Source organism: Streptomyces sp. NPDC054765 (assembly GCF_053612065.1).
Window position 1 is genome coordinate 21,183 of sequence record NZ_JBSHBP010000015.1, and the last position, 19,964, is coordinate 41,146.

Below are 19,964 nucleotides of genomic sequence, written 5' to 3' on the forward strand. Positions count from 1 at the left end.
TCTCCGGGACACGCTCAGTGCACGGTTCAACGGCTTTCCGTGATGAGTGTGCGCAGAAATAGCAGATCCACTTCTTCCAGCGAGCGCACGACCGTACGGCCGGTGGCCGGCGGGATCGGCGTCACCGAGGGCACCGCGACGACCGGGCAGCCCGCCGCCTCACCTGCGGTCACACCGGTCAGGGTGTCCTCGATGACCGCACAGCGCGCCGGGTCCGCCCCCAGCCGCGCGGCGGCCGTCAGATACGGGTCGGGGTGCGGCTTGGTGCGTGCCAGGTCATCGCCCGCCAGGGTCAGCCGGAAGTTCTCCGGGCCCAGCGAATGCAGCATCTGGTCGACGATGGCGCGGTGCGAGGCGGAGACCAGCGCGGCCGGCACCCCCTGGGCGGCCAGCTCGGCCAGCAGCCTGCGGGCGCCCGGCATGAGGGGCACGCCGCGCCCGATCCGGGCGAGGAAGGCGGCGTTGAGGAGCACGCTCAGCTCGGTCAGGGTGATGTCGACGCCGGTGGCTTGAATGAGATACCCGGCGCTGCGGGTCATCGGGCCGCCGACCACGACCTCACGGTGTCTGTCGTCGAGGATGTGGCCGAGTTCGGCAAAGACTTCCGCCTCCGCCTCCCACCAGAACCCCTCGGTGTCGACGAGGGTGCCGTCCAGGTCCAGGAACACAGCTTGGAGGGTCGCGGCTTCGGCCGTTCGGGTGCCGACTGCGGGGATGCTGCTGGTCATCCATCCACCTCCGTTGCGACGTCCCCGAAGGGACGAAAGGGCCGGTCGTCATCCCCGGCGGGGGAAACGACCGGCCACTACCGGACCGATAAGTGTACGACGGCACGCGCCGAAATGCGTCATGACGGAGGTCAGGGCCGTCCGGGGACATCCCTGGGCGACCCTGGCTTGCTCACATGAAATTACCGAGCGTTATGGCAATTCCCGGGACGGTCCGCGGGGCGACCCGGCCGGGGTCGCCCCGGCCGGGTTCACCGGCTACCGCGCGTTGAAGTACTTGGCATCCGGGTGGTGGATCACGATGGCGTCGGTGGACTGCTCGGGGTGGAGCTGGAACTCCTCGGAGAGCTGGACACCGATCCGCTCCGGCTGCAGCAGGTCGGCGATCTTGGCACGGTCCTCCAGGTCCGGGCAGGCGCCGTAGCCCAGCGAGAAGCGCGCGCCGCGGTACTTGAGCGCGAACATGTCCTCGACATCGGCCGGGTCCTCGCCCGCGAAGCCCAGCTCGGCGCGTACCCGGGCGTGCCAGTACTCGGCGAGGGCTTCGGCCAACTGGACGGACAGGCCGTGGAGTTCGAGGTAGTCACGGTAGGAGTTGGCTTCGAAGAGTTCGGCGGTGGCGCCGCCGATCTTCGAGCCGACGGTGACGACCTGAAGGCCGACGACATCGGTTTCGCCGGTCTCTTCGGGGCGGAAGTAGTCGGCCAGGCACAGGCGCCGGCCGCGGCGCTGGCGGGGGAAGGTGAAGCGGGTGCGCTCGGTGCCGTCCTCGTGGAGGAGGATCAGGTCGTCGCCCTTGGAGTGGCAGGGGAAGTAGCCGTGGACGACGGCGGCTTCGAGGAGGTTCTCGGTCTGCAGCTTGTCGAGCCAGCCGCGCAGCCGGGGACGGCCCTCGGTCTCCACCAGCTCCTCGTACGTCGGCCCGTCGCCGGTACGCGCCTGCTTGAGGCCCCACTGCCCCTTGAACAGCGCACCCTCGTCCAGCCAGGACGCGTAGTCGGCGAGCTGGATGCCCTTGACGACCCGGGTGCCCCAGAACGGCGGCTGTGGGACCGGGTTGTCGAGGGCGACGTCGGAACGCACCGCGCCCTCGGGCTCCTCCACCTCCAGCACGGCCGTGTCCCGCTTGGGCACCCGCCGTTGCTTGAGTTCGGGGAGGGTGGCGCCGGGCACTCCGCGCTTGACGGCGATCAGGGCGTCCATCAGACGCAGGCCCTCGAAGGCGTCGCGGGCGTAGCGGACCTCGCCCTCGTAGATCTCGTGGAGGTCCTGTTCGACGTAGGCGCGGGTGAGGGCGGCGCCGCCGAGGATGACGGGGAAGTCGGCGGCCATCTTGCGCTGGTTGAGCTCTTCGAGGTTCTCCTTCATGATCACCGTGGACTTGACCAGGAGACCGGACATCCCGATGACGTCGGCGCGGTGTTCCGCGGCGGCTTCCAGGATCGCCGAGACCGGCTGCTTGATGCCGAGGTTGACGACGTTGTAGCCGTTGTTGGACAGGATGATGTCGACGAGGTTCTTGCCGATGTCATGGACGTCCCCGCGGACGGTGGCCAGCACGATGGTGCCCTTGCCCTCGTCGTCGGACTTCTCCATGTGCGGCTCCAGATAGGCCACCGCGGTCTTCATGACCTCCGCCGACTGCAGCACGAACGGCAGTTGCATCTGCCCCGAGCCGAACAGCTCACCGACGACCTTCATGCCCTCCAGCAGCGTGTCATTGACGATCGCCAGCGCCGGACGGTCCGCCAGCGCCTCGTCCAGATCCGCTTCCAGGCCGTTCTTCTCACCGTCGATGATGCGCCGCTGAAGACGTTCCTCCAGCGGCAGGGCCAACAGCTCCTCGGCCCGCCCGGCCTTCATCGACGTGGTGTTGACCCCCTCGAACAACTCCATCAGCTTCTGCAGCGGGTCATACCCCTCACTGCGCCGGTCATGGACGAGGTCGAGAGCGGCCTTGACCTGCTCCTCCTCCAGCCGTGCGATCGGCAGGATCTTGCTCGCATGCACGATCGCCGAATCCAGTCCCGCCTTGACGCACTCGTCCAGGAACACGGAGTTCAGCACGATCCGCGCGGCCGGATTCAGACCGAAGGAGATGTTCGACAGGCCGAGCGTGGTCTGCACCTCGGGGTGACGCTTCTTCAACTCCCGGATCGCCTCGATGGTGGCGATACCGTCCTTGCGGGACTCCTCCTGACCCGTGCAGATCGTGAACGTCAGGCAGTCGATGAGGATGTCGCACTCATGCACCCCCCAGTTGCCCGTCAGATCCGCGATCAGCCGCTCGGCGACGGCGACCTTGTGCTCGACGGTGCGGGCCTGGCCCTCCTCGTCGATGGTCAGCGCGATCAGCGCCGCACCGTGCTCGGCCGCCAGCGCGGTGACCTTCGCGAACCGCGACTCGGGCCCGTCCCCGTCCTCATAGTTCACCGAGTTGATGACCGCACGGCCACCGAGCTTCTCCAGACCGGCCTGGAGGACATTCAGCTCCGTGGAATCCAGCACCACCGGCAGCGTGGAGGCGGTGGCGAACCGGCCGGCCAGCTCCTCCATGTCCGCCACCCCGTCCCGGCCGACATAGTCGACACACAGGTCGAGCATGTGCGCACCCTCACGGATCTGGTCGCGCGCCATCTCCACACAGTCGTCCCAGCGGCCCTCCAGCATCGCCTCCCGGAACTTCTTCGACCCGTTGGCGTTCGTCCGCTCACCGATCGCCAGATACGAGGTGTCCTGACGGAACGGCACCGTCTGGTACAACGACGCCGCTCCCGGCTCCGGACGCGGCTCACGAACCGTCGGCGCAACCCCCCGTACCCGCTCGACGACCTGCCGCAAATGCTCCGGCGTCGTACCACAGCACCCGCCCACCAGCGAGAGCCCGTACTCGGCGACGAACGTCTCCTGCGCATCGGCCAGCTCCCCCGCCGTCAGCGGATAATGCGCGCCGTCCTTGCCCAGCACCGGCAGACCGGCGTTCGGCATGCACGCCAGCGGGATGCGCGAGTGCCGGGCCAGATACCGCAGATGCTCGCTCATCTCGGCGGGACCGGTCGCGCAGTTCAGGCCGATCATGTCGATGCCCAGCGGCTCCAGTGCCGTCAGCGCCGCCCCGATCTCCGACCCCAGCAGCATCGTGCCCGTCGTCTCGACCGTCACCGAACAGATCACCGGCAGCGCACTGCCCGTCGCCTTCAAGGCACGGCGCGCCCCCAGAATGGCGGCCTTGGTCTGCAGCAGGTCCTGCGTCGTCTCCACCAGCAGTGCGTCCGCGCCGCCGGCGATCATCCCCTCCGCGTTGCGCTGATAGGCATCGCGCAGGGTGACGTACGGCGCGTGGCCCAGCGTCGGCAGCTTGGTGCCGGGGCCCATGGAACCCAGGACGTAGCGCTGCTGACCGGTGGAGGCGGTGAACTCGTCGGCGACCTCCCGGGCGATCCGCGCCCCCGACTCCGACAGCTCGAAGACCCGCTCCGGGATGTCGTACTCCGCCAGCGCCGCGAAATTCGCACCGAAGGTATTGGTCTCCACACAGTCCACACCGACCGCGAAGTACTCCTCGTGCACCGACCGCACGATGTCCGGCCGGGTGACATTGAGGATCTCGTTGCAGCCCTCCAACTGCTGGAAGTCCTCCATGGAAGGATCCTGCGCCTGCAGCATGGTGCCCATCGCACCGTCGGCGACCACCACCCGCGAGGCCAGCGCCTCACGCAGCGATTCGATGCGGGACGTGTGGATGGACGATGGCGTGTTCGAGGCCATGGAGATGCTCCCGTGGTTGCGACGGCTGTCGGCTTTGCACCCTCCTTCAGAGGGCGCACCCGGCCAGCCTAGCTGCCCGGTTCGGTACACGTGTTCCCCGTTCCACGCCGTGGACAGCACCGCGCCACCCCCCTGCCTGCACTATCCGTGATCGTTGGCAGACTCCGGTTCGCTCAACGAGAAGTTCCCAGATCGCTGACTCCAGTCGGCATGGGCCGATATCGTTCAGCATTGTCGAACCGCTCACTTCGGAGGTTGCCCGATGGCACGCACCATCCAGTCGCTGGAGCGCGCCGCAGCGATGCTGCGGCTGCTCGCAGGAGGGGAACGGCGACTGGGACTCTCCGACATCTCCTCCTCGTTGGGGCTGGCCAAGGGCACCGCCCATGGAATCCTGCGCACGCTGCAGCAGGAGGGCTTCGTCGAACAGGACCCCGCCTCCGGCCGCTACCAGCTGGGCGCGGAGCTGCTGCGGCTGGGCAACAGCTACCTGGACGTGCACGAGCTGCGCGCCCGCGCCCTCGTATGGACCGACGACCTGGCCCGCTCCAGCGGTGAGGCCGTCTACCTGGGCGTACTGCACCAGCAGGGCGTGCTGATCGTCCACCACGTCTTCCGGCCGGACGACAGCCGGCAGGTGCTGGAGGTGGGGGCGATGCAGCCGCTGCACAGCACGGCGCTGGGCAAGGTGCTGTCGGCCTTCGACCCGGTGGCGCACAGCGAGATCGTCGAGGCGGACCGGGCGGCGTTCACCCCGCGCACGGTGACCGGCCTGGGGGACTTCGAGGGCCTGCTCGACCTGACCCGCGCCCGGGGCTGGGCCGCAGACGTGGAGGAGACCTGGGAGGGCGTGGCGTCGGTGGCCGCGCCGATCCATGACCGGCGGCGGATGCCGGTGGGTGCGGTGGGGGTCACAGGGGCGGTGGAACGGGTCTGCCAGGAGGGTGAACTGCGGCCGGAAATCATCGCTGCGGTGAGGGATTGTGCACGCGCTGTGTCTCGGGATCTTGGTGCAGGGCGATTCTGACCTGATTCACCCCATAAGTTCACCTAAGTTTTTCGCCACGGAACCCTTGACGGGGTTCTACGGGTGAACAAAACTGCCGTTCGTCGGTCGGCATTGTCGAACACCTAACGGCAGTATTCGCTATGGTGGGGCATTGCCGCGGGCCGACCACCGCCCTCTCGGAGGGCGCGGACCACCGGAGGGACCCGGGGTTCGCCTTCCCCTGGACGAAGGACAAAGGAGTCGCGGGTGTCCAGCTCCGACATCTTCATCAGCGAGACCATCGGTACCGCTGTTCTGATCTTGCTCGGCGGTGGCGTCTGCGCCGCCGTCACATTCAAGCGCTCCAAGGCGTTCAACGCCGGATGGGTCGCCATCGCCTTCGGGTGGGGCTTCGCCGTCCTCACGGGTGCCTATATCGCAGCGAAGTCCGGCGCCAACCTCAACCCTGCGGTCACCATCGGTCTCGCCATCAAGGGCGGTATCGAGTGGAGCCAGGTGCCGGTCTACTTCGCCGGCGAGATGCTCGGCGCCATGATCGGCGCGGTCCTGGTGTGGATCACGTACTACGGGCAGTTCCAGGCCCATCTGAGTGATCCCGAGGTCCTGGCCGACCACACCGGCGAAGAGGGCATGGTCGACCAGTCCGCCGCTCCGTCGGCCGGACCGGTCCTCGGCATCTTCTCCACCGGGCCGGAGATCCGGAACGCGGTGCAGAACCTGGCCACCGAGATCATCGCCACGACGGTGCTGGTGCTGTCGATCCTCACTCTCGGTCTGAGCGACAACGGAAAGGGCGTCGGCGCCATCGGCACCCTGCTGGTCGCGCTGGTCGTCACCGGCATCGGTCTGTCGCTGGGCGGTCCGACCGGGTACGCGATCAACCCGGTCCGCGACCTCGGTCCGCGCATCGTGCATGCGCTGCTGCCGCTGAAGAACAAGGGCGGTTCAGACTGGGGCTACGCCTGGATCCCGGTCGTCGGCCCGCTCATCGGCGGGGCCATCGCCGGGGGCATCTACCAGGTGGCGTTCGCCTGAGCCGCCTGACTGCCCCGACTCCGCCCGCACAGACTTCTTGGAGCACACCATGAGCGACACCCCCAGCACCTCCTCGCACGGGCACGGCCCGTTCATCGCCGCCATCGACCAGGGCACCACGTCCAGCCGCTGCATCGTCTTCGACAAGGACGGCCGGATCGTCTCGGTCGACCAGAAGGAGCACGAGCAGATCTTCCCGAAGCCGGGCTGGGTCGAGCACGACGCCACCGAGATCTGGACCAACGTCCAGCAGGTCGTCGACAGCGCCGTCCACAAGGCCGGTCTGACCGCCGCGGACGTCAAGGCGATCGGCATCACCAACCAGCGCGAGACCACCCTGCTGTGGGACCGCACCACCGGTGAGCCGGTCCACAACGCCATCGTCTGGCAGGACACCCGCACCGACGCGCTGTGCAAGGAGCTCGGCCGCAACGTCGGCCAGGACCGCTTCCGCCGCGAGACCGGCCTGCCGCTGGCCTCGTACTTCGCGGGCCCGAAGATCCGCTGGCTGCTCGACAACGTCGAGGGCCTGCGCGAGCGCGCCGAGCGCGGCGACATCCTCTTCGGCACCATGGACTCCTGGGTCATCTGGAACCTGACCGGCGGCGTCGACGGCGGCGTGCACGTCACCGACGTCACCAACGCCTCGCGCACCATGCTGATGAACCTCCACCGCCTGGAGTGGGACCCGAAGATCCTGGCGTCGATGGAGATCCCGGCGTCGGTCCTGCCGGAGATCAAGTCGTCCTCCGAGGTCTACGGCAGCGCCGTCGGCGGTGTGCTGGCCGGTGTCCCGGTCGCCTCGGCGCTCGGTGACCAGCAGGCCGCGCTGTTCGGCCAGACCTGTTTCGAGCAGGGCGAGGCCAAGTCCACGTACGGCACCGGCACCTTCATGCTGATGAACACCGGCCATGAACCGGTCAACTCCTACAACGGCCTGCTGACGACCGTCGGCTACCGCATCGGGGACCAGCAGCCGGTGTACGCCCTGGAAGGCTCCATCGCCGTCACCGGCTCGCTCGTCCAGTGGATGCGCGACCAGATGGGCCTGATCAACAGCGCGGCCGAGATCGAGACCCTGGCCAGCACGGTCGAGGACAACGGCGGCGCGTACTTCGTGCCGGCCTTCTCCGGCCTGTTCGCCCCCTACTGGCGCTCGGACGCGCGCGGCGTCATCGCGGGTCTGACCCGCTATGTCACCAAGGCGCACATCGCGCGCGCCGTGCTCGAGGCCACCGCCTGGCAGACCCGCGAGATCACCGACGCCATGACCAAGGACTCCGGCGTCGAGCTGACCGCGCTCAAGGTCGACGGCGGTATGACCTCCAACAACCTGCTGATGCAGACCATCTCGGACTTCCTGGACGCGCCCGTGGTGCGCCCGATGGTCGCCGAGACGACCTGCCTCGGCGCTGCCTACGCGGCCGGACTGGCCGTCGGCTTCTGGTCCAGCACCGACGAGCTGCGCGCCAACTGGCGCCGGGCCGCCGAATGGACCCCCCGGATGGATGCGGCCACCCGTGACCGCGAGTACAAGAGCTGGCTCAAGGCCGTGGAACGTTCCATGGGCTGGCTCGATGACAGCACTGTCGAGGAGTAATCATGAGCACCCTGCAGAGCGTCCCGGCACTCGGGACGCACCCGGCCAGTGGTTCGCACGCGACCCGCGCCGAGACTCGGGAGCAGCTTTCCAAGGCGACGTACGACCTCCTGGTGATCGGCGGCGGCATCCTGGGCATCTCCACCGCCTGGCACGCCGCACAGGCCGGACTGCGGGTGGCACTGGTGGACGCCGGTGACTTCGCCGGCGCCACCTCCTCCGCCTCCTCCAAGCTGCTCCACGGCGGTCTGCGCTACCTGCAGACCGGCGCGGTCAAGCTGGTGGCGGAGAACCACTTCGAGCGGCGTGCGGTGTCCCGTGAGGTCGCACCGCACCTCGCCAACCCCCTGACCTTCTATCTGCCCGTCTACAAGGGCGGTCCGCACGGCGCGGCCAAGCTCGGCGCGGGCGTCTTCGCCTACTCCGCGCTGTCCGCGTTCGGCGACGGTGTCGGCCACGTCATATCCCCGGCCAAGGCGCAGCGCGACGTGCCGGAGCTGCGGACGGAGAACCTCAAGGCCGTGGCCGTGTACGGCGACGACCAGATGAACGACTCCCGGATGGCCCTGATGACCGTCCGTGCGGCGGTCGCGGCCGGCGCCACGGTCCTCAACCACGCCGAGGTCACCGGGCTGCGCTTCACCCAGGGCCGGGTCACCGGAGCGGAGCTCAAGGACCGGACGGACGGCCAGGAGTTCGGCATCAACGCCCGCCTGGTGCTCAACGCCACCGGCCCGTGGGTGGACCACCTGCGCACGATGGAGGACGCGAACGCGGCCCCCTCCATCCGGCTGTCGAAGGGCGCCCACCTGGTCCTCAAGCGGACCTCGCCCTGGAAGGCCGCGCTGGCCACCCCGATCGACAAGTACCGCATCACCTTCGCCCTCCCCTGGGAGGACATGCTGCTGCTGGGTACCACGGACGAGGAGTTCGAGGGCGACCCGGCGGATGTCGCGGTCACCGAGAAGGACACCGCCCAGATCCTGGACGAGGCCGCCTTCTCCGTCCGCGACCAGCAGCTGTCCCGTGATCTGATCACGTACTCCTTCGCGGGTCTGCGGGTGCTGCCCGGCGGCCCCGGCGACACCTCCAAGGCCAAGCGCGAGACGGTCGTCACCGAGGGCAGCGGCGGCATGCTGTCGGTGGCCGGCGGCAAGTGGACGACCTTCCGGCACATCGGCCGTACGGTCATGAACAAGCTCGCCGCGCTGCCCGGCCACCCGCTGGCCGACGACATGGAGCCCCTCGCGCATCTGCCGAAGAAGCTCCCGCTGCCCGGTATCGCCAACCCGAACGCGGTGGCGCACCGGCTGCTCGTCGACGGCGGCACGCCCGGTCCGCGGATGGCCCCGGAGACCGCCCGGCACCTCGCCACCCACTACGGGTCGCTGTCCTTCGACATCGCGCGGATGGCCAACGAGAACCCGGCGCTGGCCGAGCGCATCCACCCGGACGCCCCGGAGATCTGGGCGCAGGTCGCCTACGCCCGTGACCACGAGTGGGCCGAGACGGTCGACGATGTGCTGCGCCGCCGGACGACCCTGATGATCCGCGGCCTGGACACGGAGGACGTCCGGACCAGGGTCAAGGACATGCTGGCCGGCTGACGGCGGCGGACCTCCGCCGCGGACGGCGGACGTCGTGAGCTGACGACGCCTCACGGCGGCGTGCGGTGCGTGACGAGGGGGCGGTCCACGGGGGCCGCCCCCTCGCCGTATCCGCGACGGGGAGCGCATCACGAGTCATGGGGAGCGCATCACGGGTCATGGGGAGCGCATCACGGGTCATAATGTGCTCAGACATCGGATGTCTGCGCCCGGTATCCGGGTGGCGGTATCCGGGCGGGTCCGAGCGGGGAGGTCGGCATGGCGGTCACCGACGAGGCCATCGAGAAGATCAAGGGCATGATCGTCTCCGGCGCGCTGCGGCCGGGCGACCGGCTGCCGAAGGAGAGCGAGCTGGCGGCCGGGCTCGGCCTGTCCCGCAACTCCCTGCGCGAGGCGGTGCGGGCGCTCTCCCTCATCCGCATCCTGGATGTGCGCCAGGGCGATGGTACGTACGTCACCAGCCTCGATCCGCAACTCCTGCTGGAGGCGATGAGCTTCGTGGTGGACTTCCACCGCGACGACACGGTGCTGGAGTTCCTCGCCGTCCGCCGCATCCTGGAGCCGGCCGCCACGGCGATGGCGGCCGGCCGGATAGGGCTGGAGCAACTGGACGTCCTGGAGGTCCAGTTGAACGCGCTGGGGCCGAGCCCCTCGGTCGAGGACCTGGTCGCCGGTGATCTGGAGTTCCACCGCGGGATCGTCGCGGCGTCCGGCAATTCCGTGCTCTGCTCGCTGCTGGACGGGCTGTCCGGACCGACCACCCGGGCCAGGATCTGGCGGGGGCTGACCCAGAAGGACGCGGTGGCCCGCACCCTCACCGAACACCGGGCGATCCTCGGCGCGCTGCGCGACCGGGACGCGGAGGCGGCGCGGGCCTGGGCGACGGTCCATATCGCCAGCGTCGAGCAGTGGTTGCGCTCGTCGCTGTGAGGCCCGCCGGCGCCCGCCGCCGCACTCTTGCCCGGGTGTGTTCCCGGCGGTATGGCCCAGGGCCTCCTAGGAGGTCCCGACTCCGTACACCCGCCCGGCCGTTCCCCCGAAGACGTCGGAGCGTTCCGCCGCCCCGAGGTGGCCGGTGGCCGACTCCGCGAGCGCCACGACGTCCTCGTAGCCGGCGGCCAGGGTGCACACCGGCCAGTCGGAGCCGAACATCACCCGGCCGGGCCCGAAGGCGTCCAGCACGTGCCGGGCGTAGGGCAGGATCTGCTGCGGCCGCCAGGAGTCCCAGTCGGCCTCGGTGACCAGCCCGGACAGCTTGCAGCTGACGTTGGGCAGCGCGGCCAGCGCGGTGACGGCGTCCGCCCAGGGCTGCCAGTCCCCCGCCGCGACCGCCGGTTTGGCGGCATGGTCCAGTACGAAGGGCAGCTGCGGCAGGGTGCGCACGGCGGTGTGCGCGGCGGGCAGTTCGCGCGGGGTGACCAGCAGGTCGTAGACCAGCCCGGCGTCGGCCAGCAGGCCCAGGCCCCGGAGCACGTCCGGGCGCAGGAGCCAGTCCGGGTCCGGTTCGTCCTGCACCTGGTGCCGGATGCCGACCAGCCCGGCGGGCAGCGCCGCGAGGACGTCACCGAGCGCCGGATCGGGCAGATCGGCCCAGCCGACGACTCCGGCGACCGGCCCCTGACCCGCCACGAGGGTGAGCAGCTCGGCGGTCTCCTCGTACGAGGACGACGACTGGACGAGGACGGTGGCGTCGATGCCGTGCGCGGTCAGATGCGGGGTGAGGTCGGTCAGCGGGTAGCTGCGGCGGATCGGATCGGCCCACGGCCCGTCCATCCACGGCTGTTCGCGCCGGCTCAGGTCCCACAGATGATGATGGGCGTCGATACGCATCAGGGGCGCGCTCCGGGGTCGGGCTCAGTCGTGCACGGGCAGCGGCAGATCGGGGTCGAGCAGGCCGCGGGCAACGAGCGTATGCCACAGCTCGTCGGGGATGTGCCGGGTGAACAGCGCGGCGTTCTCGGCCATCTCCCCGGGACGGGCGGCACCGACGACGGCGGCGACGACGGCGCGGTGCCCGAAGGGGAAGCGGAGCGCGGCGGCCTTGAGGGGGACGTCGAACTGTGCGCAGACGGCGGCAAGCTGACGCGCCCGGTCGAGGAGGGCGGCGGGTGCGGGTGCGTAGTTGTAGGGCGCTCCGGGGGACGGGTCGGCCAGCAGACCGGAGTTGTAGACGCCGCCGACGACCACCGAGGTGCCACGGCGCGCGCACTCCGGCAGCAGATCGTCGAAGGCGGTGCGCTCCAGCAGGGTCCAGCGGCCGGCGCAGAGCACCACATCCACGTCCAGGTCGGCGACCAGGCGGGCCAGCACATCGCTGTGGTTCATACCGAAGCCGATGGCGCGCACCATGTGCTGGGCGCGCAGTTCGGCCAGCGCCGGGAAGCCGGTCTCGTACACCTCGGGCAGGTGGTTCTCGACGTCGTGCAGATAGACGATGTCGACGGCGTCCACCCCGAGCCGTTCCAGGGAGGCTTCCAGGGTGGCGCGGATCCCGTCGCGGGTCAGGTCCCGTACCCGGGCCCGTGCGGGGGTGTCCACGAAGCCCTCGCCGGCTGCCCGCTCCCCCGGCGCGAGCGGGCGCAGCCGGCGGCCGACCTTGGTGGAGAGGGTGTAGCCGGCGCGGTCGTGACCGCGCAGCGCCCGGCCGAGGCGTTCCTCGGACAGGCCCGCACCGTAGTGCGGGGCGGTGTCGAAATAGCCGGCGCCGGTGGCGAGGGCGGTGTGGACGACCTGCCGGGCCTGCTCCTCGGGAACGGCGCGGTAGAGGTTGCCGAGCGGTGCGCAGCCCAGGCCCAGGGGCGGGACGGTGACACCGGTCCGCCCCAGCTCCCTGGGGCCGTACGGAGCCTGCACGGCGGCCTCAGTCCTGCTTCTCGCCGCTGGTGAAGCGGGAGATGACCAGCGCGAGGATGATGATCATGCCGTTGAGGAACTGGGTCCACAGCGGCGGCACCCCGCCCAGGGTCATCACATCGATGACGAGCTGGAGCGTGAGGACACCGGTGAGCGCGCCGAAGAGAGTGCCCCGGCCGCCCTTGAGGCTGATGCCGCCGATCACCGCGGCGGCGAAGACCTGGAAGATCCAGCCGTTGCCCTGGCTCGCGGAGACCGCGCCGTAGTGGCCGGTGTAGAGGATTCCCGCGAAGGCGGCGAGCACCCCGCCGACGGCCAGCACGATCCAGGTGAGGCGGTCCACCCGTACACCGGCCGCGCGGGCCGCCTCCGGGTTGCCGCCGATGGCGTACAGCGCCCGCCCGTGCCGGAGGTAGCCGAGGGCCGCGCCGCCGAGCGCGTAGAGGGCGAGGCAGATCCAGACGGCGGCCGGGACGCCCAGCCAGTCGGTCTTGCCCAGGTAGGCGAAGGACTCCGGGACATTGCCGATGGACTGGCCCTCGGAGATACCCACTTGCAGGCCGCGGAGCGCGGTGAGCATCCCGAGGGTGGCGATGAAGCCGTTGACCCGCAGGGTGAGGATCAGGAAGCCGTTGGCGGCGCCGACCGCCGCGCCCACCGCCAGGCAGAGCGGGATCGCCGTCCAGGCGGGGAGGAGTCCCAGCCCGGCGAAGCGCGCGCCGTGGGCGGGCATCACCAGCCACAGGGCGACCACCGGGGCCAGCCCGATGGTGGACTCCAGCGACAGGTCCATCCGCCCGCTGATGAGAATGAGCGCCTCGCCGAGCACCAGCAGGCCCAGTTCCGTGGACTGCTGGACGACGCCGATGAGGTTGTCCTGGGTGAGGAACGCGGGCGACACGACGAAGCCGATGACGCCCAGCACGAAGACCACCGGCACCAGGGAGAAGTCCCGCCAGCGGGCCGGGTCGATCCGGGGCCGGTGGCGCGGCGGGCCGTCCACCGCGTCGGTGGCCGGCGGCGATGCGGTCTCGGTCATGGCGCGGTCCCTTCCGTCTCTGGGGTGTTCCCCGTCTGCGGTGCGGGGTTCCGGCCGGCGCCGGCCGGGTGGTCCCGGGGGCCGTCGTGGGCGGCCGTCCCGCCGGGCGGGGCGTGCCCGCCGCCGGCCGCCATGCCCTCCATGGCGGCGACCAGCTCGTGATCGCGCCAGCCGGCCGCGAATTCGGCGGTCACCCGGCCGTGGAAGACCGCCAGCACCCGGTCGCAGACGCGCAGATCGTCCAGCTCGTCGGAGACGATCACGGCGCCGCTGCCGCCGTCCGCGACCTCCCGTACGACGCCCAGCAGTGCGTCCTTGGACTTGACGTCGACGCCGTTGGTGGGCCGGATGGCGACCAGCACGGCGGGCTCGCGGGCCAGTGCGCGGGCGATCACGACCTTCTGCTGGTTGCCGCCGGAGAGCCCGGACACCGGCTGGCCCGGTCCGGTCGTCCGGATGTCCAGTGCCGCGATCATCCGCCGGGCGAACGCGCGGGTCCGGGAGGGCAGGACGGTGCCCATCGGCCCGAGCTGGTCGGCGACGGTGAGCGTGGCGTTCTCGGCGACGCTGCGGCCCGGGATGAGCCCCGCGCGGTGCCGGTCCTCGGGGACGTAGCCGATGCCGGCGGCGAGGGCGTGCGGCACGCTGCCCGTACGGACCGGCCGCCCGCTCACCGCGATCCGGCCGCCGTCCGGCGCGCGCAGTCCCACCAGCGTCTCGCCGATCGCGGTGCTTCCGCCGGCCGTGGCACCCGCGAGACCCACCACCTCACCGGCCCGTACGGTCAGGTCGAGCGGCGCGAAGTGCCCGTGGGCGAAGAGCCCCCGGGCCTGCAGCACCGGCTCGCCCGCCGTGCGCGCGGCCGTCCGCGGCTGCCGCGCGGAGCCCGCCTCCTCGCCGGTCATCGCCGCCACCAGCGCCTCCTCGGCCAGTCCCGGGACGGGCACGGTCAGCACCCGGCGGGCGTCACGGAAGACGGTGACGGTGTCGCACAGCTCGTGGACCTCCTGCAGATGGTGCGAGATGAACAGGAAGGCCACACCGCGGGCGCGCAGCTCGCGCAGCTTGCCGAAGAGCCGGTCGATGCCGCCGGCGTCCAGCCGCGCGGTGGGCTCGTCGAGAATGATCAGCCGGGCGCCGAAGGACAGCGCGCGGGCGATCTCCACGAACTGCCGCTGCTCGACGCCGAGTTCCCTGATCCGGGCGGCCGGGTCGACCTCGACGCCGTACCCGGCGAGCAGCTCGCGGGCCCGTTCGCGCAGCGCCCGCCAGCGGATGGTGGGCGCGCCCTGGAAGCGGTTCAGATAGAGGTTCTCCGCAACGGTCAGCTCCGGTACGGTCATCGGCCTCTGGTGGACGCAGGCGACCTTGCGCTGCCAGGCGGCGGTGTCGCCCCAGCCGGGCGCGGGCTCACCGCCGAAGGTGACCCGGCCCGCGTCCGGGCGTTCCATACCTGTCAGCACGGACACCAGGGTGGACTTGCCGGCGCCGTTGCGGCCGACGAGGGCGTGCGCCTCACCGGGCCGTACGGTCAGCCCGGCGCCGTCGAGGGCGAGGGTGGGGCCGTAGCGTTTGACGATGCCCTCGGCGTGCACCGCCGCCGTACGGGCGTCCGCAGCCACGGCTACTGCTTCTTCTCGTCGAGCTGGTTGGCCCACAGTTTCTTGTCGTCGACGGTGGCCTTGGTGACCAGGGGTGCCGGCAACTGGTCCTCCAGACCGTTCTTGATCTTCACGATGGTCGAGCCGTGGTCGGTGGGCCCCGGAGTGAAGGTCTTCCCCGCCAGGGCGGCCTTGGCGTAGTACAGCGCGTACTTGGCGTAGAGGTCGGCGGGCTGGGAGAGGGTGGCGTCGATCTTGCCGGCGCGTATCGCGTCCAGTTCGTCCGGGATGCCGTCGTTGGAGATGAGGGTGATGTGCCCGTCGGAACCGGCCGGCACAAGGCGCTTCTTCTGTTCCAGGAGGGCCAGCGTCGGCTGCAGAAAGGCGCCGCCGGCCTGCAGATAGATGCCGTTGACGTCCGGGTGCTGGGCGAGCAGGCTCTGGAGTTTGGCGGAGGCGACCTCGCCCTTCCAGTCGGTGGCCAGCTCATGCACGGTGATCTTCGGGAACTTCTTCTTCATGCACGCCGCGAACGCCTCGGAGCGGTCCCGTCCGTTCACCGAGCTGAGGTCGCCCTGGAGTTCGGCGACCCGCCCCTTGCCGCCCAGCTGCCTGCCGAGGTAGTCGCAGGACTTCTCGCCGTAGGCGCGGTTGTCGGCGCGTACGACCATGTAGACCTTGCCCTCGTCGGGGCGGGTGTCGACGCTCACCACCGGGATCTTCTTCTCCGCCAGGCGCTGCAGCGCGGCGGCGATCGCGCCGGTGTCCTGCGGTGCCATCACGATCGCCTTGGCGCCCTGGTCGGTCAGCGCCTGCACGTCGGAGACGACCTTGCCGATGTCGTTCTGCGAGTTGGACAGCGGCAGCGCGGCCGGTCCGCCGTGGGCCAGGTCCTTTTCGAGGTACTGCTGATAGGAGTTCCAGAAGTCGGTGTCCGTACGGGGCACATCGATGCCGATCCTGCCGCCCGCGGTGTCGCTGCCGCGGTTGCAGCCGGCGAGCGCGGCGGTGGCGAGCACCGCGGCACAGGCCGCCGCGCCGGTCGTACGCAGTCTCATGGGTGGTCCCTCGGTCGTGGTGTGCGGCTGGGGTGCGGGTCGCGGTACGGGCGGTGGCCGGTCAGGTGGCGGGCCGCAGCCGCAGCCCCTGCATCCCCCCGTCCACGGCGAGCGCCGTCCCGGTGATGCCGGAGGCGGCCGGGGACGCCAAGGAGGCGATGGCGGCGGCCACTTCGGCGGCGGTGACCATCCGGCCCATGGGCTGGCGGGCGTTGAGGGCGGCGCGTTCGGCGGCCGGGTCGGCGGCCCGGTCCAGCAGCCGGCCGACCCACGGGGTGTCGGCGGTGCCCGGATTGACGCAGTTGACGCGGATGCCCTCGCGGAGGTGGTCGGCGGCCATCGCGAGGGTCAGCGCGAGGACCGCGCCCTTGCTGGCGCTGTAGAGCGCGCGCTGTGGCAGGCCCGCGGTGGCGGCGATGGAGCAGGTGTGGGTGACGGAGACCCGGCCCGGGGCGCCGGCGGCGGTACGGCGCAGCGCCGGGAGCGCGGCGCGGGCGGTGCGCACCAGGCCCAGTACATTCACGTCCAGGACGTGGCGCCACTCCGCGTCGTCGTTGTCCTCGACGGTGCCGACGGCGCCGATACCGGCGTTGCCGACGAGGGTGTGCAGGGCGCCGCCCAGTTCCCCCACCGCTTCGCCGACGGCGGCGTGTACCGCGGCGTCGGTGGTGACATCGGCCGTGACCCGGATCGCCCCGGCGGGCGCGCCGGAGGGGTCCCGGTCCAGGACCGCGACCTTGGCGCCGCGGGCCAGCAGCAGGGCGGCGGTGGCCGCCCCGATGCCGGAGCCGCCGCCGGTGACGAGCGCGGCCATCCCCGCGAAGTCGGCCGGCGGCCGGGGGTGGTGCGGTGCGGAACTCATACGGAGACCTCCTGTCCGCCGGGCCGGCTCTGCGGGGGCCGGCGGGCGCGCCACACGGGCCCGTCGGGGAAGCGGTGGGCGGCGACCGATGCGGGTTTCATCCGGGCCGAGAAGCCGGGCGCGGTGGGGGCGCGATAGCGGCCGCGCTCGACGACGACGGGATCGCTGAAGTGCTCGTGCAGATGGTCGACGTACTCGATCACCCGGTCCTCCCGGCTCCCGGACACCGCCACGTAGTCGAACATCGCCAGGTGCTGCACCAGCTCGCACAGCCCGACCCCGCCGGCGTGCGGGCAGACCGGGATGCCGTACTTGGCGGCCAGCAGGAGGATCGCGAGGTTCTCGTTGACGCCGGCCACCCGCGCCGCGTCGATCTGGACGAAGTCCACGGCGCCGGCCTGCAGCAGCTGCTTGAACACCACCCGGTTGGCGACGTGCTCGCCGGTGGCGACCTTCACGGGCTGGCCGGAGCGCACCGCGGCATGCCCCAGGACATCGTCCGGACTGGTCGGTTCCTCGATCCAGTGCGGGGTGTAGGGCGCGAGCGCGGTCATCCAGCGGACCGCCTCGGCCACGTCCCAGCGCTGGTTGGCGTCGACGGCGATCCGCACGCCGGGGCCGACCGCGTCCCGGGCCAGCCGCATCCGCCGGGTGTCGTCGCCGAGGTCGGCCCCGACCTTCAGCTTGATCTGGCCGAAGCCGTCGGCCACCGCCTCCTTGGCCAGCCGCACCAGCTTGCCGTCGTCGTAGCCGAGCCAGCCGGGCGAGGTGGTGTAGGCGGGGTAGCCCTCGGCCTTGAGGCGGGCGGTGCGTTCGGCCCGGCCGGGTGCGGCAGCGCGCAGCAGGGCCAGCGCCTCGTCCGGAGTCAGGGCGTCGGAGAGGTAGCGGAAGTCGACGAGGGAGACCAGTTCCTCGGGCGTCAGCGCGGCGAGGTACTCCCACACCGGCAGGCCGGCCCGCGTGGCGGCCAGGTCCCAGGCGGCGTTGACCACCGCGCCGGCCGCCATCTGCATCACGCCCTTTTCGGGGCCGAGCCAGCGCAGCTGGGAGTCGTGGGTGAGGTCGTGGTGCAGTGCGGCGAGAGCGGCGGCGGTGGCGGGCGCGGGGCGGCCGACGACGTACGGCGCGAGGGACCGGATCGCGGCGGCCATGACCTCGTTGCCGCGCCCTATGGTGAAGCAGAGTCCGTGGCCCGGCGGTCCGCTGCCGGTGTGCAGCACGACGTAGGCGGCGGAGTAGTCGGGGTCCGGGTTCATGGCGTCCGAGCCGTCGAGCTGCTCCGAGGTGGGGAAGCGGACGTCGTGGACCTCCAGCCCGGTGACGGTGTCGGTCACAGCCATGCGGATGCCCCCTGAGATGTTGCGGAAGAACATCGGACCTTTCTGGGTCATCCGATGTATAGACCCGAGCGGAAGGCAGCGTCCAGACCCCGTACGGAAGTTGACCGAACAACCCCCGCAACAGATCGGATGAATCGCGACCCCTTCGCGCAAAGGGGCTGCGGACGGGCACTGCGGACGCCGTAGTCTTGGGAACGCACGCAATGGAACTGCTGCCGGCGGCCGCCCCAGGCGGCCGGACCGGTCGGAAGGAGGCGCTGGGTGATCGAGCTCGAGGGGGTGCCCGAGCTGATCGACCCGGTCATGGTGGCCGCGTTCGAAGGCTGGAACGACGCCGGCGACGCCGCCTCCGCCGCGGTCGCGCATCTGGACCGGGAATGGAAGGGCGAGGTGTTCGCCGCGCTGGACGCGGAGGACTACTACGACTTCCAGGTGAACCGTCCCACCGTCTTCCTGGACGGCGGCGTACGCAAAATCACCTGGCCGACGACCCGGCTCTCCGTGGTCCGCGTCGGCGATACGAACGGCAAGGGGCGGACCCGCGACCTCGTACTGGTCCGCGGGATCGAGCCCAGCATGCGCTGGCGCTCGTTCTGCAACGAAATCCTCGGCTTCGCCCATGAGTTGGGCGTGGAAATGCTGGTGGTGCTGGGCTCGCTGCTCGGCGACACCCCGCACACCCGCCCGGTGCCGGTCAGCGGGGTGACCTCCGACGCGGATCTCGCCCGCCGGCTGGATCTGGAGGAGTCGCGCTACGAAGGCCCGACGGGCATCGTCGGCATCCTCCAGGAGGCCTGCACCCACGCGGGTGTCCCCGCGGTGAGCCTGTGGGCGGCAGTGCCGCACTATGTGTCCCAGCCGCCCAACCCGAAGGCCAGCCTCGCCCTGCTCAACCGTCTGGAGGACCTCCTCGATGTCCGTATCCCGCTCGGTGAGCTGAGCGAGGACGCGCGGGCCTGGCAGCTGGGCGTGGACCAGCTGGCGGCCGAGGACAGCGAGGTCGCCGAGTATGTGCAGTCGCTGGAGGAGGCGCGGGACACCGCGGACCTGCCGGAGGCGTCCGGCGAGGCCATTGCCCGTGAGTTCGAGCGTTATCTGCGCCGCCGTGACCCGCAGCCCGGTCCCGGCGTGGCCACCGAAGGCGGGCTCGCCGAGGGCCGCGACGGCTCCTACCTCCGCGACGCCACCAGCGGCCGCAGCCGCCCGCCCCGCCCGGTCTCCAAGGAGCCGCGCGAGCCGAAGCCCGGCGACGACACGGGTGCGGGAGCGAAGGACACGGACCAGGACAAGGGCTCGGCGGACACTTCGGGGACTCCGGACCCGTCGGAAGGCGGGGACCGGGCCGACTCCCCGAAGCCGGAGGACGGCCGGGACGACAGCGGGAGCTGAGCGCAGGACCGCGCCGCAGCCACCGGGGCGCCGTACCAACCGTCGGGCCGGTACGGCGCCCCGCGCGTGGGGTGG

At 70.9% G+C, this 19,964-nt stretch carries 15 protein-coding genes; 6 read left to right on the plus strand and 9 right to left on the minus strand.

The features are described from left to right. Window positions 1-26: 26 nt before the first annotated feature. Window positions 27-728 carry an HAD family hydrolase gene (locus ACWGJY_RS12435; RefSeq protein ID WP_453260742.1) on the minus strand — a complete coding sequence of 234 codons (702 nt, stop codon included), beginning with the start codon at window positions 726-728 and terminating at the stop codon, window positions 27-29. 258 nt (window positions 729-986) lie between these two features. After that, window positions 987-4,496 carry a methionine synthase gene (gene metH / locus ACWGJY_RS12440; protein ID WP_453260743.1) on the minus strand — a complete coding sequence of 1,170 codons (3,510 nt, stop codon included), beginning with the start codon at window positions 4,494-4,496 and terminating at the stop codon, window positions 987-989. Between the two features lie 262 nt (window positions 4,497-4,758). On the opposite strand from metH, the gene ACWGJY_RS12445 reads away from it, so the two are divergent. From ACWGJY_RS12445 to ACWGJY_RS12465, 5 genes are all read left to right on the plus strand, one after another. Next, window positions 4,759-5,523, plus strand: coding sequence for an IclR family transcriptional regulator (locus ACWGJY_RS12445; protein WP_453260744.1), 765 nt, complete (start codon window positions 4,759-4,761; stop codon window positions 5,521-5,523). 228 nt (window positions 5,524-5,751) lie between these two features. Beyond that, window positions 5,752-6,540, plus strand: coding sequence for an MIP/aquaporin family protein (locus ACWGJY_RS12450; protein ID WP_453260745.1), 789 nt, complete (start codon window positions 5,752-5,754; stop codon window positions 6,538-6,540). A gap of 49 nt (window positions 6,541-6,589) precedes the next feature. After that, window positions 6,590-8,140, plus strand: a complete 1,551-nt coding sequence (gene glpK / locus ACWGJY_RS12455; protein ID WP_453260746.1) for a glycerol kinase GlpK — start codon at window positions 6,590-6,592, stop codon at window positions 8,138-8,140. A gap of 2 nt (window positions 8,141-8,142) precedes the next feature. Continuing rightward, window positions 8,143-9,747 carry an FAD-dependent oxidoreductase gene (locus ACWGJY_RS12460; protein WP_453260747.1) on the plus strand — a complete coding sequence of 535 codons (1,605 nt, stop codon included), beginning with the start codon at window positions 8,143-8,145 and terminating at the stop codon, window positions 9,745-9,747. A 258-nt stretch (window positions 9,748-10,005) separates the two neighbouring features. After that, complete coding sequence (locus ACWGJY_RS12465; protein WP_453260748.1) at window positions 10,006-10,677, plus strand: FadR/GntR family transcriptional regulator; 672 nt, start codon at window positions 10,006-10,008, stop codon at window positions 10,675-10,677. Window positions 10,678-10,743: 66 nt separating this feature from the next. On the opposite strand, the gene ACWGJY_RS12470 is transcribed toward ACWGJY_RS12465, so the two are convergent. The 7 genes from ACWGJY_RS12470 to ACWGJY_RS12500 all read right to left on the minus strand — a co-directional run bounded on the left by ACWGJY_RS12470 (window position 10,744) and on the right by ACWGJY_RS12500 (window position 18,500). Beyond that, the gene (locus ACWGJY_RS12470) at window positions 10,744-11,577 is read right to left on the minus strand and encodes an amidohydrolase family protein (protein ID WP_453260749.1); all 834 of its coding nucleotides are present in this window, start codon (window positions 11,575-11,577) and stop codon (window positions 10,744-10,746) included. Between the two features lie 24 nt (window positions 11,578-11,601). Beyond that, entirely contained in the window at window positions 11,602-12,600 is a 999-nt protein-coding gene (locus ACWGJY_RS12475; RefSeq protein WP_453260750.1) for an aldo/keto reductase, read from the minus strand. Between the two features lie 7 nt (window positions 12,601-12,607). After that, on the minus strand, window positions 12,608-13,639 hold the full coding sequence (locus ACWGJY_RS12480; RefSeq protein WP_453260751.1) for an ABC transporter permease: 1,032 nt from the start codon (window positions 13,637-13,639) through the stop codon (window positions 12,608-12,610). Further along, window positions 13,636-15,261 (minus strand): sugar ABC transporter ATP-binding protein, encoded by a 1,626-nt coding sequence (locus ACWGJY_RS12485; RefSeq protein WP_453260752.1) that lies wholly within the window; start codon window positions 15,259-15,261, stop codon window positions 13,636-13,638. The genes ACWGJY_RS12480 and ACWGJY_RS12485 overlap by 4 nt, the downstream gene beginning before the upstream one ends. Before the next feature lie 2 nt (window positions 15,262-15,263). Beyond that, the gene (locus ACWGJY_RS12490) at window positions 15,264-16,298 is read right to left on the minus strand and encodes a sugar ABC transporter substrate-binding protein (protein ID WP_453260753.1); all 1,035 of its coding nucleotides are present in this window, start codon (window positions 16,296-16,298) and stop codon (window positions 15,264-15,266) included. Between the two features lie 61 nt (window positions 16,299-16,359). Continuing rightward, window positions 16,360-17,160 carry an SDR family NAD(P)-dependent oxidoreductase gene (locus ACWGJY_RS12495; protein ID WP_453260754.1) on the minus strand — a complete coding sequence of 267 codons (801 nt, stop codon included), beginning with the start codon at window positions 17,158-17,160 and terminating at the stop codon, window positions 16,360-16,362. Further along, window positions 17,157-18,500: an enolase C-terminal domain-like protein gene (locus ACWGJY_RS12500; protein WP_453260755.1), complete on the minus strand. Its 1,344-nt coding sequence runs from the start codon at window positions 18,498-18,500 to the stop codon at window positions 17,157-17,159. Before ACWGJY_RS12500 ends, ACWGJY_RS12495 begins: the two co-directional genes overlap by 4 nt. A 261-nt stretch (window positions 18,501-18,761) precedes the next feature. Here ACWGJY_RS12500 and ACWGJY_RS12505 point away from each other — a divergent pair, with 261 nt between their 5' ends. Next, on the plus strand, window positions 18,762-19,889 hold the full coding sequence (locus ACWGJY_RS12505; protein ID WP_453260756.1) for a PAC2 family protein: 1,128 nt from the start codon (window positions 18,762-18,764) through the stop codon (window positions 19,887-19,889). Window positions 19,890-19,964: the final 75 nt, after the last annotated feature.